The organism is Neobacillus sp. PS3-12 (genome assembly GCF_030915385.1).
Taxonomy (GTDB): domain Bacteria; phylum Bacillota; class Bacilli; order Bacillales; family Cytobacillaceae; genus JAEVLT01.
In genome coordinates, this window is sequence record NZ_CP133268.1 from 1,286,436 (window position 1) to 1,300,402 (window position 13,967).

Annotated in this window: 11 protein-coding genes; 6 read left to right on the forward strand and 5 right to left on the reverse strand. The window is 33.4% G+C overall.

The genetic code is table 11. From position 1 onward, the window contains the following. Positions 1–51: 51 nt before the first annotated feature. Both RCG17_RS06660 and RCG17_RS06665 read right to left on the reverse strand, forming a co-directional pair. Positions 52–951, reverse strand: a complete 900-nt coding sequence (locus RCG17_RS06660) for an HNH endonuclease (protein ID WP_308174452.1) — start codon at positions 949–951, stop codon at positions 52–54. Between the two features lie 402 nt (positions 952–1,353). Further along, the gene (locus tag RCG17_RS06665; protein WP_308174453.1) at positions 1,354–1,704 is read right to left on the reverse strand and encodes a hypothetical protein; all 351 of its coding nucleotides are present in this window, start codon (positions 1,702–1,704) and stop codon (positions 1,354–1,356) included. A gap of 486 nt (positions 1,705–2,190) precedes the next feature. Here RCG17_RS06665 and RCG17_RS28260 point away from each other — a divergent pair, with 486 nt between their 5' ends. The 3 genes from RCG17_RS28260 (at position 2,191) to RCG17_RS06680 (ending at position 5,873) form a co-directional block, all read left to right on the forward strand. After that, the gene (locus RCG17_RS28260) at positions 2,191–2,694 is read left to right on the forward strand and encodes an excalibur calcium-binding domain-containing protein (RefSeq protein WP_374120899.1); all 504 of its coding nucleotides are present in this window, start codon (positions 2,191–2,193) and stop codon (positions 2,692–2,694) included. Positions 2,695–2,783: 89 nt separating this feature from the next. Then, entirely contained in the window at positions 2,784–3,791 is a 1,008-nt protein-coding gene (locus RCG17_RS06675) for a DNA/RNA non-specific endonuclease (protein WP_308174454.1), read from the forward strand. 336 nt (positions 3,792–4,127) lie between these two features. Beyond that, positions 4,128–5,873 (forward strand): retron Ec67 family RNA-directed DNA polymerase/endonuclease, encoded by a 1,746-nt coding sequence (locus RCG17_RS06680; RefSeq protein ID WP_308174455.1) that lies wholly within the window; start codon positions 4,128–4,130, stop codon positions 5,871–5,873. Positions 5,874–6,474: 601 nt separating this feature from the next. Here RCG17_RS06680 and RCG17_RS06685 read toward each other — a convergent pair. Together RCG17_RS06685 and RCG17_RS06690 are read right to left on the reverse strand one after the other, a co-directional pair. After that, positions 6,475–6,894, reverse strand: a complete 420-nt coding sequence (locus RCG17_RS06685) for a hypothetical protein (RefSeq protein WP_308174456.1) — start codon at positions 6,892–6,894, stop codon at positions 6,475–6,477. Between the two features lie 473 nt (positions 6,895–7,367). Beyond that, complete coding sequence (locus tag RCG17_RS06690; protein WP_308174457.1) at positions 7,368–7,928, reverse strand: recombinase family protein; 561 nt, start codon at positions 7,926–7,928, stop codon at positions 7,368–7,370. Positions 7,929–8,229: 301 nt separating this feature from the next. Between RCG17_RS06690 and RCG17_RS06695 the strand changes: the two genes are divergently transcribed. The 3 genes from RCG17_RS06695 (at position 8,230) to RCG17_RS06705 (ending at position 11,806) form a co-directional block, all read left to right on the forward strand. Then, positions 8,230–8,622 carry a hypothetical protein gene (locus RCG17_RS06695; protein WP_308174458.1) on the forward strand — a complete coding sequence of 131 codons (393 nt, stop codon included), beginning with the start codon at positions 8,230–8,232 and terminating at the stop codon, positions 8,620–8,622. Positions 8,623–9,313: 691 nt separating this feature from the next. Next, positions 9,314–10,375 carry a nucleoid-associated protein gene (locus RCG17_RS06700; RefSeq protein WP_308174459.1) on the forward strand — a complete coding sequence of 354 codons (1,062 nt, stop codon included), beginning with the start codon at positions 9,314–9,316 and terminating at the stop codon, positions 10,373–10,375. A gap of 15 nt (positions 10,376–10,390) precedes the next feature. After that, the gene (locus RCG17_RS06705; RefSeq protein ID WP_308174460.1) at positions 10,391–11,806 is read left to right on the forward strand and encodes a hypothetical protein; all 1,416 of its coding nucleotides are present in this window, start codon (positions 10,391–10,393) and stop codon (positions 11,804–11,806) included. Positions 11,807–12,465: 659 nt separating this feature from the next. On the opposite strand, the gene RCG17_RS06710 is transcribed toward RCG17_RS06705, so the two are convergent. After that, complete coding sequence (locus RCG17_RS06710) at positions 12,466–13,389, reverse strand: hypothetical protein (protein ID WP_308174461.1); 924 nt, start codon at positions 13,387–13,389, stop codon at positions 12,466–12,468. Positions 13,390–13,967: the final 578 nt, after the last annotated feature.

Here is a 13,967-nt window from a genome sequence, read left to right on the forward strand (position 1 = left end):
TAATGGGGCAAAGATATCCTTCTGTAGTTAAAAAAATGGACATGCCCTAAATTATAAATGTTTGTTTATTTTTATTACCTCTTCATACCCATTAGCGTAAGCAAATACGTTTCTCTCTCTATCAAATACTGCTCTACCTGCGTGAATTAAACGATGATGGTTTGGACATAAGATGATTATATTATTCGGCTGGTGATTTTGGGTCTTAGAAAAAAATTCTATATGATGTGCTTCTACCACATTAACACCATATGGATAGAAATGGTTAGCTCCACATAGCTGACAACTATGATTATACAGTTCCTTTAAAGATTCAGTGGTTTTGCGGCTAGCTTTACGGATCTTCTGAAATACTTGTTTAATTTCAAGGAATCCCGATCCATCGAGCTTTGAAATAAACTTCTCGATCTCTTGTTCCGTTGCATTTTCCATTAGATCCTCAAGTTCCTTTTCAGAATAATCACTAGTTAATTTTCGGAATACTTTTCTTTCTGACTCCTTAATTAACTCCAGTGTCCCGATATCAAATAACCCGCTTACGGCTTCATAATTTATGCCTGACGAATTAATAATATTTTTAAAGGCTTCTTCTGATACTTTTCGTATTGAGCTCTGCCACGGAGGTCTTTCCTTTTTCCTAACCTCGGAATAACCAATAGATTCAAAGAACCCACCATCTGGATTGTAGATCGGAACTATCTTAGGAAACTTTATCCCATTGATAATTTTTGCATAATAATGCTCCCCATCTTCTGAAGGATTAATTTCACCAATAACCCCACAACCAAAGTAATACCGGTTTTCTCTTTTATTCCTATCTCCCTGATAATAAATAAAAGGATCCCCCATATTTATTTGGTTAAAGTACCTTTTCGGATAATGATAAACTTCAAAAGGAACATCTTTATAATCTGACTCATAATCGATTCGTTGAGAAAGTATTAAAGCCATGATTAACCCCACATTCTAAGATTAAAGTTTTAATAATTTCATTATAATCCTTTAGACCTAGATAGTCGCTTCAATTTTTAACCACTCTTCTTGCATTCACAAACACTAATTATTACAAAATAAAAGGATGGAAGCATCCACCCTTCTTTTAATTCCATTCGACAAATGACGGTACTCGGTAGGTTTCTATATTTCACCTGCACTTGATCGGCTCGATAATAGAAAAGCCCTGCCATGTCTAACTCATAGGTAGTTTTCTGTTTCTTATTCAAAAACCAACAATGATTGATAATGTCTCGCTGGTAATCGTGGTTTTTACATGACTCGGTGGATAGGTTTCTTACTTTTGTACAAACTGCCTTTAACCTGTACGGAGGAGCTTATACATATATCAGACCAATACTAATTGCAGCTATTACATTCATATATCATACTCTCATGATCACCCAGTATTATTTCCTCTTCATCAAATCCATACATTTCTTTCATAAAAGGAGCAATCCGATTCCGAATCTCACGCATAATCCTGAGATATTGAGTTTTGTCATCTAAATACTCTTCATATGAAACATCTTTTATGACCAATATCCACATGGGACCGAAATCTACAACGTTAACCTGCAAAAAATCCATTGTAATGGTTTTATTAAAATACTCGTTGTCTTCAAAGGCTAACTGAAAAATAGTATCTTCAAAAGAATCCCCATCCATTGCAACCGAAAAAAGTTGTACACCATTTACCAATTGAATCATGTGAATCACTCCTTTTATTATCGTTGTTTTAAGAGTAATTCATATACTTTTAAAAGTTAAATCGCCAAAATTCACTTTTGACGCCTAATTTTGATTAATAAGTGCGATTTCTGCCCTCAAAAATGGTTTTTGGCGTCAAATTTGATTCAAAAATTCATTTATATATATATTTAATAATTTTTTCTCAACTTTGAACTATAAGCTTAATAATCCATCCTGAGACCTAGCTCATCTAAAGAAATATATGAGGATTTTATTCTTTTTCAACTAACGGAGTTTAATGGAATAAGGAGTTTTACCATAACAAGGTTAATAACATTAGGATTATCATATAGGGAATATTAATTTGTTGAAGTTAAGATTAAAAGGGTTTCAACTTTAGCTTGGAATCCTTTTTAATTTTATAAATTCATTCGTTTTTTGACGTATTTTAGTAGTATAATAGCATTGGTATTTCTACAGATATTTACAAAAAGGGGACAATTTATGAAAAAACTAACCTACGTATTTATGGCATTTTTATTAGTTTTCCTTGCAGCTTGTTCATCAAATGAAACAACTAGCAAAGAGGGAAATGCTGAACCAAAGAAAGAAGAGAAAAAAAAGGAACAGGGTGTAGCTGAGGCTAAAGCAAAGGCAGAAGCTGAAGCCAAAGCGAAAGAAGAAGCTGATGCTAAAGCACAAGCAGAGGCTGATGCTAAAGCAAAGGCAGAAGCTGATGCTAAAGCACAAGCAGAGGCTGATGCTAAAGCAAAGGCAGAGGCTGATGCTAAAGCACAAGCAGAGGCTGATGCTAAAGCAAAGGCAGAGGCTGATGCTAAAGCACAAGCGGAGACTTCAGCAAGTTCGACTACTTCTAGTGGAGGGTCAGAGTTCTTTGCCAACTGTACTGATTTAAGAAAGAAATATCCTAATGGTGTACCTTCCACTCATCCTGCATACCAGGCTAAAATGGACCGAGATCATGATAATTATGCATGTGAGAATTAATAGACTTATGAGGTAATTTACTTGTTTTAATATGCCCCTCTCAAATAAATGAGAAGGGCTTATTAATTCAATTATAAAAGAGGTGCAATATGAAACAAAAATGGTATCAAAAACCATGGGGAATTATTTTATTACTCCTTTCCTTACTTATTTTATTTACTGGTTGTTCACAACAAAATAATACGGAAATCAAAAAAAATAAAACTCCGGAAGTAAGCAAAAAGACAACAGCTGCGGATGAAAGCAAAAAAAATACACCTGACGATAAAGCTGCAAAAACGACTAGTGAAAGCGCAGTTAGTCCAAGCGTTCCTGCCACTAGTACACCAACGATAACAAGTGTTAATGGTGACTTTGACTACAGTAAATATACACTAATTGTAGTAGATGGCGGAGATATGTCAGGTTATAGAAAGCCGAATGTCAGAGTTGATGTCGGGTTTGGCGACAGGGAATATTGGGCTTTTACAAATGAATATGGACAGCTAATTCGTGTTGAGGCAAAAAATATAATCATACAAAATCCGAATACTGATCATGTTTTGCCATCAGGTAGATATTACTCTAATGAAGCAAATGTTCCTGGTACAGAGAGTCCAAACTTGGATAAAGGGCATGTGATTGCTGACTCACTTGGAGGAGTATCAAACGCATATAACATTACACCTCAGGACAGCATTCTCAATAGGCACGGCGATCAAGCTTATATGGAAAAAGTGATTCGAGATGCAGGAGGTTGTACCGATTTCGTAGCAGTTATTTCATATCCAAGTACTCAGACGCAAATTCCTAACCATTATAAATTCACATACAAAATTCAGGGCAGATCCATTACAGATGAATTTGACAATGTAAACCCAGATGAAGTGAACAAAAATTTAGGGAAAACGACAGGTACGAGTAGTACGCCACCAACGCCACCGGCAAACGCAACGGTAAGTAGCAATGAAGATCTTAGTAAGGTGGATACCAATCATAATGGAAAGGTTACGATCGCTGAAGCCAAAGCTGCTGGCTTTAAAATGCCAATTACGAGAGATTCATGGCTCTATAAATTTATGGACGACCGAGATGGTGATGGAGTAGTAGGTGAATAGACAAATCGGATATTTATACACATGTAACAAGATGGGATGGCTGCGGTGATCCCATTTTCTTATTGTGCTAAAGAAGCAGGTTGGTGGAACAAGTAACCAAACACTTTGGTTCTATATTGTATTTATTAAAAGTTTTCTATAACTTTTAATATGAAATATTGTATAATGTTATTTACGTGTGGCTAGATTTTTTCGCTTGTGTTTCGCAAGTGTTGACAAAAATGGTGGGAACATTAGCTTCTCCTATCCTAACTTAACATGATCGTATATTTATCGATTTGGTCGATTTTATCCGCATAATGAGTAGCCACACGTTTAACTATAAGGGAGTTTCATATGATGGAATTTGATGGAATAAAAACACGAAATGAACTTGCGGATTTTTTGAATGTTTCTAGGAAACAACTTAGTTACGTATTGTATGTAAAAGGCATAAATAATTTATACACTTCATTTGAAATACCTAAGAAAAACGGTGGTGTTCGCAAGATTAATGCACCGCTAGAAGAACTTAAAGACATCCAAAGAAAACTTGCAGAAGCTTTACATAGCCACATGAAAAAGAAATCCAAGAAAAAAAATAATATCTCTCATGCATTTGAAATAGACAAGAGCATTATAACAAACGCAGAAGTTCACCGAAATAAAAGGCTAGTTTTAAATATCGATTTAAAGGATTTTTTTGGAAGTATCCATTTTGGCCGTGTCAGAGGTTTTTTTAATAAGAATAATAAATTCTTACTACCTATTGAAGTAGCCACAGTTATAGCACAAATATCTTGTTTTGAAGGAAAACTACCACAAGGTGCCCCGAGTTCCCCAATCATCTCAAACTTAATTTGTGAGATACTTGACTACAGATTATCGAAAATCTCAAAAAAATATAAGTTGGACTATACACGTTATGCCGATGACTTAACATTTTCAACTAATGATAAAAATTTCCTAGGTTTACAAAATGAGTTTTATATAGAAATATCTAAAGAGTTAATACGAGCTGGATTTTCGATTAATGAAGATAAGAAAAGGTTACAACTTAAGGATTCCAGACAGGTGGTAACTGGAATTGTTGTTAATAAGAAATTAAATGTAAATAGAGATTATTACAAAGAAACTAGAGCAATGGCTCATCATCTCTACAAACAAGGAAAGTTCGTGATAAATGGTGAAGTAGCCAGCCTCAATCAATTAGAGGGCAGATTCGCCTTTATAAATCAATTAACTAGGTACAATAACAAGAAAAATGGTATTAAACCTAAAAGTTTTAGAAATTTACTTTCGAGAGAACTACAATATCAAAAGTTTTTATTTTATAAATACTTTTTTGCAAATTCTAAGCCGCTGATTGTTACGGAAGGTAAAACTGATATAGTTTATTTAAAATCAGCTTTGAAAAATCTCCACAGTGAATATCCAAATTTAATTACTAAAAATAGTGATGGTTCATTTGAGTTTAAAGTATCCTTTCTAAAGAAAACAAAGAGACTAAAATACTTTCTGGGGATTTATCAAGATGGGGGAAGTGCACTAAACAATATATATGATTTCTTTACTGCTAAGAAAAATACGCCTAATTTTTTAATTTATTTTAAGCAAATTAGCAACACTTTACCAAAAAACCCCGTAATTTTAATCTTCGATAATGAGGGGAAGAATAAACCTTTGGGTTTATTTCTTAATCATGCAGGCCTTGATGCTAAAAAAAGAGAAATTCTAGATAGTAGATACATGGTTGATCTTATAGATAATTTATACCTTTTAACAGTACCTCTAATTGATGGGAAGTCAGAATGTGATATAGAAGACTTATTTGAGGACATTACACTTTCATATGAAATTAGTGGTAGGAAATTCACAAAAGAGGATAAATATGATACATCTAAATACTATGGCAAAGATATGTTCTCTAAGTATATTTTAAATAACTATGCAGATATTAACTTTAATGAGTTTAGATCTGTTTTAGATAACATAAACAATATAATTGGCATATACACGAATGGGATTGTAGATACAGGGCAGGATCTAGAAGCGAAAAATATAGATAAGAGTAGTGCGGACAAAGTGCTTATAGAAATTTAGGATATTAACAATGTAGTGGCACTATATTTGTAGTTAGGTTAATCACTACTTAAAACGTAATTCCGATTTGTGTAAAATCGACTTTAAGAAGCATTCAAAGGGGCTTCACTTTCGTGAGGTCCTTTTTATCTTATATCGCTAACGGGGCAGCATTCCTGTAATAACTGAAAGTATATTAGAGATTGTAAAATAATCTAGTTAAACTATAGGGTGCAATAGTTTAATAAGGCGTGTTCAAAATATCGATTTACAATATTTGGAGGTTACGTTTTTTTTGGATAAAAAATTCCCCGACACGATATTTAAATCTGCAAGGGGGGCCTATGGGACCCACATACCCCCAGCCACCCCTCCTCTAACATGAGTTGAGATTCCGGCAAATTAAGCGCAAATTGCTCCCAGTTTGGCTCTTACTAAGTAAAACATCTCATTTTCCTTTTTTTGTGTCGTTTTTTCGAAACTCTCTCATTTTATTGAAATTGTTCATTGTTAAAAAAACGATCCCCCCATCAATTTTTTTAGAAGTGTCCCTAAAAGATTTGATCGTTAACATAAGCAAAAAAATAGCAAATCCGATTAAGGTAGTAAAGTTGTTAAATTGCTACCCTATGAGAAAGTTCACCAAAAAGCTTTCCCTTTCAAAAGCATTGAGATACCAATAGACGAAAGGAACAATGCCAAAAGAAAGCGCACTGGCTAAGCGATATTTCCTAACTCCTTTTTCAAGTGTAAGGATATGGTTTTGGTTTACTCCATTTCGATACCCCTTTCTTTTCTGCTTTTCCATTACGTCTTGACCATAATCAATGCCAAATTCCCAAAAGTCAGCAATTGCATACAAAATAGACGAAACCGTAATCGTTAAGGAAATATAAGGAGGAATTTTTAGTCCTAATAAAGCAAAGATGGCACTAACAGTGACAAAAATAAAGAAAAGAAGGAGGACCGTAGTCTTTAAATATATGTTTGCAAATAGTGTCACTGGGGGTAATTTTCTTTTACTTAAATCTCTCTGTACCATGATAGAATTCTCCTTATACAATAATTTTTCAACACTTAATTAAATTCGGAGTGAACCTATCAACTCCTTTTATAACAGTTGACAAAATAGTGAACAAGGCCCTAGATGGTGGACCTCTACCTGATAATAATTAATTTTCCGTTTTAAGAGAATTGTTTTAGAAATGTCATTTTCTTGTACCTTTGCCAGTTCTATTCCTTCTTTGGTGCATCATTTAATTAAATCTCTTCCAATTTTTCAATAACTCCAATGTGATGAATATTAATTCAGAAGGTTAAAGGAACTCAAAAAGCCTCAACTATTATGTTGAGACTATACAAACAATACTCAATTTTAAAAATCTATTTATTAATTTTCTTCATTATCCTAATCCCATAAATCACCATCAGTGATTGTACAAACTTAATGTAGTTTTCTGGTGTATTACCGAAAGTTAGCCAGCATCATTCGACGCTAAATTTATCCATCTTTTTTTATTTAATCCCTCTATCCTTTCTTTTTGCCCTTATCAACGTACTTTTGCTTATGCCTGTCATTTCATCAACCTGTTTGTATGAATTGGTTTCTAGCAGCTTCAAGGCGTGTGCAATCTGCTTTTTCGTGTACTTGTTGGGCCTGCCCTCTCTGAAGTCATCACGCTGCTTTGCGATTGCCTTTCCTTCCTGTGTCCGTTCTACGATCATATCCCTTTCAAACTCTGCGAACGCTAACATGACATTCAATATAAGCCGCCCTGTTGGTGTGTCCTCCACTAAACCCATATTAAGTACATGAACCTTGATTCCACGTTCAAACAGTCCCTTAATGGTGTTTATGCCGTCTGCAGTTGTCCTGGCGAATCGGTCCAGCTTGGTAACAACTAAAGTATCACCCTCCTGTAATTGTTGTAGCAGCTTAGAGAACTGCGGTCGATCTGTTTTCGTTCCAGTGAATTTGTCCGAATAAATTTTGTCGCAGCCTTCTTTCATCAACGCCTGGAGTTGTGATTCCAATTCTTGATGTAAAGTTGATACCCGAGCATATCCATATTTCATAGCTTTTCACCCCTTTACTTTTGACCATGAGTTATGACACCTTTCACTACCTTTATTTTATTCCTTTCACTTTTCGGTGTCAAATCTTAAAAGTTATGACACCTTCAACTTTGTCCGTTTAGAGTGAACATGGAAAAAGCAGCTTGTTCTGCCGCCGACAGAATTGTAACCTATTTATCTATTTTTTAGACGTAAGTGTCTATTGTGTGATAATTGTATTTTTTAACAAAAATATATTGTCATATTAATTGCTTTTTTTCCTATACGACTAACATAATACAGGTGAGAGGAGAGGTGTAGTATGGGTTACTTGGAGAAATTTGCTGAAGAGCCAAAAGAGCAAGAGCAAACAACAACCATTACGATCCGTTTGCCGATTAGCTTAGATACAAAATTTAAAGCGTATTGCGATAGTTTAAATCTATCTGTCAGCAAAGCTATGCGGTTAATGATAGAACAGGAACTAAAAGATAAAGAGGTTACACCGACGGAAGAGCAGGTCCAGAAATATAATAAAAGCCGATTTGTACTGACGAAATGGAAACGTGACGGGATGATTCCTTGCCCTATCTGCAACGAGTTTAAATCTGCTAGTAATTTTAACCGTCACTGTAAAGATGCACACGATATGATAAGCGAAGAAATCTTTTCTAATCCAATTTTTGTAGAAATTGCAGAAAGGATGCTCACTTGAGTGACATTTTCATAGATATAGCCTTATATATTCCAATGCTTTTTACAGCCATACTTTTCTAGTTTATCCACTGTAGGGAATAATTCTGGTTTAATGTACTTACTCTTGCCTATCCAACGAGTTCACCCAATGTAATCACACCTGTCTAAAAGACATATAACTTCTTGTACATTAATTACATACTAATTTTTAGACACTTAAAACAAATAAAATAGATGAAAAAATAAACATTTACTATACTGAACAAAACTTACAACTTTTAGACACTCAAAAAGAACATTTTTTGAGCAGAATCATTGGGATAGGTCCTCTCCTTTCAAGCCCCTAAACTTAAAACATTTGGATACCGTTTTACGATGCAGTGATTTCGCTTTTCCTACTGGGGTCGTAGTGTCGATATCACCACGAATAGATACTAAAGCCATTCCGCAATGCTATAATCACATCTTTTATCCCACCAATTTTCTCTTGATAAATCTTTTCACTCCGATTTGATTAAGTGCCTCAATCTGAAAGTCTATGGATTGGTCATTGGTGCAAAATCGTGCATATCCATTTTCATTTTGTTTCAATTTCTTTTCCTCATTAGTTGCACGTTTTTATGTCTAATTTTGTCGATTACGCCTTTTTAATGATAATTGTTGGTATAATTATACTAATAGTCTAATAGTCATGAAAGGGGATAGTTGAATTGTCAGATTCAACAGCAACTTTAGAACAAAAAATAAAAATTAACAGGTTAGCAATTAATGTTTTAGACCTTGACTATTCTGATCCAAATACTTCAAAAAAACTATTTCCATTAGGAGAAGCAAACGAAATAATCGATAATTTTTTTGAGACTCATTTTACAGATACAAGACATGGGAAATCAACAAAAAGCTGCAAATTTATAGATTCGGATGCAACTGTTAAAACCAAAATAAATAGATATTTTGAGAATAAAAATGATGAAAATTTCTTAGTATTATCGAGAGAGTTAACCGAAAACCTTTTTAAGATTATGAAAAATTCTACTTCAAATAGTAGCGGAACTTTTTTCGTAATGGAAATTGAGTATAATGGTGAAGAATGTATTTTTATTATAAAATTAGACCCTAAACATGGACTTCAAATTAATTATATAGACCTGACAGTATCAGTTTTACAGAACATATTACCTGACTCAAATGATAGAGTACATAAGTGTGCAATTATTAGATATAAAAAGCCAGAGGATTCAGAAGCTGACCTTTTTGTTATGGATAAGCAACAAAAAGAAGGTGAACCCGCAAGATTCTTTATAGAGACATACTTACAAGCGGAAGAGATATTAAATAATAAGATCATAACCAGAGAAGTTGTAAGATCAGCCAGAGAACAACTCGTACAAATATTACCAGCAGTTGAAGCAAATAAAATATACGAGTTTATTGATAAAGAATTTACAAATGGTTCAAGAATCCAATTAGAAACTGCTATTAGGAATATATTAGAAAATACAGTTCCTAATGATAAAGAAGATCGTGAGCTTTTTATACATCATTCTGCATCAAATTTTATCCAGGTTTATTTAGAAAAAAATCCAGATCATCAAACTTCCTTTGTAGCAGAAAGAAAAGATCATGTTGTAATTTGGAGAAGTGAAAAAGACCAAATTTTCTTCAGATACAACAAAGGGATTATGAATGAAATTACCTTTGCAACTGATGACCATGGAAATACAATAATAACAATTGATAAGTCATTAAATTTTAAAAGGGATGTAAAGTAATTCGGAGGGGTAGTTATGAGTATAGAAAAAATATACGATTTGTATAAGGAATATAATGATATACTTTCTTTACTCAAACAGAAACCGCAAACATATGAAATGATTGAAAATTCAAAAAATATTGAGTTCCGAAGGAAAGAAGATATAAATATAAGCTTTCTAAAAGAAATTAAAATTCATGCGAATGATTTCGATATTTATTGTAATCCATTTCCAGATGACTTTACTGATGTCCTGGAAGATTTAGAAAGAGGAACTCGCTCCGAATCTGAAATAAAATCGGTAGCTATTATCTATTCTAAAGAACCGCTCCTTGACGATATATCGAATATGGATTTTATTTTCTTTGATAAAGTTGCTGCCATTAATGCTACGAGAAAAATTCACCCAAGAGAGGGTAAGTTTAAGTTAAATATCGGTATTCCTAATAATGAGAATCTAGAAACTGAACTTTTTAATTTTATAGATCTTAAAGAGGATACACCAATAGGAGAAATTACTAAAAAAGAAATTGACACCAATATTTTAAAGATGATTGAATTTTATCTTTCTAATAACAGGAATAGTGACCAAAATTTTTATTTCAATCCTTTTTCTTTTGTTATAAAAGGAAATTTGAATTTAGATTTTGCAAGGCTACTTCAAACAAGGTTTTATAACCTTATGTTAGAATCCCTGTCAGATAAAAAGGAAGGAAATACCTATATAATTAGTGGAGAAAAAAGCATAACTATTATGATAGAAGAAAGCTTTTCAACTACAAATTATACAAAATTTCTTGATATATTTTTATTTTTGATATCCCAACAAAAATATACAGAGAAATTTATTATAACCAAAAAAGTTTTCACATTATATATACATGATAAAGATACTATTTCATATTTAGATAACAAGCTTCCTGATATTTGGAAAACCATTAATCATTATTATGATCATTATGTTGAGGACAACATCAAAGAATTTTTTAAAACAAAAGATCAGCTATTAAAAGAAGCTATGAACGTTTCTAAAGTGATTTATGAACAAACTGATAAAATTAATAATTCGATAATTGCATCCATAATATCAATAATAGTTTTGTTAGCTACCACTGTTTATCGCTCTTTAGATAATATTACTGTGCCTTACGCGCTTTCAGTTTTAATTGTATTTTTTATCTTTTCTACAATATATTATTATTTAATGCATGATTCTTCACATCAAAGATATGATTTGACTAAAAAACAATTTGAATATTTTATAAAAGAAATATCATTAATACAAAAAGACGAGTTAAAAAGTCTTCAGGATACTTATCTGGAAAAACCATTTTTAGATTTAAAGAATACTTTATTAAAGTTAGTTCTTATACTTGGGTGTATTAATCTGATGCTTTTAATATCATTCATTGTCATTTTATACGAAAAATATAAGTATTTATTTTTTTAATATATTTTTGGTATCAAATCTTTTAGAAGTTTTTTGTTTCCCGAAATTAATTACCAAAAATCCTTACGTTGACTCCTTCAAAAGCGTCAACTTAGGGATTTTTTATAATGATACTTATTTCAATAATTATTTCCTTAAAATACTATTCTATAAATTATTTCCACACAAAGTCCTGTTTTGTCTCTCAAAATATTCATTATTAAAATAAAAACGTTAAGTTATTTGCCATTATTCACCACTAAGATGTAGATACCTATTAGTAATCGATATATATTATACGCTTTATCAGGACTCGAATCCGAATTTCAAGAACCCGAAACTTGCGTGCTATCAATTGCAGTATCAAGATTCAAAGCATCTTGACCTAACAATCTTTGGCATATCATAAAAATGGTTGCCGTACTGATGCCAGAACATATTTCTTTTATATTAAAGATACTAACCATGCATACCTTTTAAAAAAATTTCTGGCCAAGTCTACTGTTGTCTATACAGTTACTTATTCTATGCTATTACTAAGTTTTTTCTTATCTAGTCTGATTGGTGAGAAATAAGAATACATGTTTTTTTAATCAGGCCCTGTCCACCTGTCATCAATTTTCAAGAGTTGTATGCGCAAGTTCTATATCACTTCTTTGTATCTCCGTTTTGTTTTTATGTCATAAACCAATTGGCGACTTATCCCGTATTCTAAAGGCAATCAGTGATGGACTTTCTACCTTCGCTCTTTCACGGATCGCTAGGATTTCTTCTCTGGATAGCTTACCTTTCCTCCATCCAATGTCCAGTGGTGGCAAATACTTAAATCTTGAGTTTGGATTCCCGGAACTACCTGTGCGAATAGCGGATATGAGAATTGTGCTAACGTTGTATCGTTTGGCAAGCACGACGCCTGTCATACCTTTTTTTAATTCTAATCTGATTTCCATTATTTGTTCATTTGACAAACTAGGGCTTAAGTCCAGGCTACCGAGATGTAAATGTTTATAAGTCTTACTATTTGCAAGATTTTCAATTGTGGAGCAAGAAACTCCGTAATCTTTGGCAATCTGTCTGCAAGACTCTCCAGCCTCAGCTCTCTTCCAAGCTTGAACGGCATCTTCATCTGTAAGAGATTCCCTCCTCCTTTTTGGAATATGTTCCTCAGGAAATCCCAAGAAGTCCAAATTAACGTTGTAGTGCTTTTGGGCAAACTGATAAAAATGTTCAGGGACTGTTTCCTTTGGATAGAGGCTATGGAAATACAAATGTACTTTTTTGGCAAGAGGAACGCCTATCGGGTACTTACGGTGAGCCTTTTTGCAACGGTCTACAAGAAGTTTTAGTTGCCCGCTCGTGTAATCTCGTATTGTGTTATAGTACGGAAAATTTAGTTCTTCCAGAACATCTCGGAAAAGAAGGTCGAAACTATATAAATGATGTATATCCAAAACTTCCGTTTCACCAGTTATTACACACTTCCCCCCATAGTATAGGAGGCTTTCCTCCTTCCAGTCTTTCAAATAATTTCTGATGTAGCTTTTCAGTTGGGCTTCTCCTCCTTTCCACCTAGGATGGTCTTCTTTATTCGGACGGTTTTCCACAAAACAATCTCTGCAGCGATTCCCTTTATTCTTAAATCCATCAAATGTCGTTTTATAGAGATGACCTTCCTGGACACTTTAGATGCAAATCTTCGTGTGAATCGGCATAAAATGTTGATATAAGGCTATATCCAAACTCTTCTACATATTTTTCAACTTCATGAATCGTATGTTTTGTATTCTTGATTCCTCTACAATAGGGACATCTGCGTCCCCTTTTAAAGCTTTCAAACGTAGTGGGATAAGAATGCCCTTCAGGACATATAACATTCAACTCATATTTGACCCCTTCATAAATCTCCCCTTCTTGTAGAATATAACCATACTCTTTCAAGACACTTTCAATATTCTCCTGAAAATATTTATGGTTAATAATGCAACATTCTGAGCACCGTGTACCGCTTTTCCCGCTTTTCCCGTTTTTCTTGTCTTTAAAGGCGCTCAATCTCACAGGATACAGATTTCCAACGGGACATAGAGTGTCCAATAATTCTTGAGCATTATTGTAATCTTGCGATAGTAATACATATCCTCTTATCCAAAAATATTCATAAACCTCTTCATAGTATAGCGCCGCA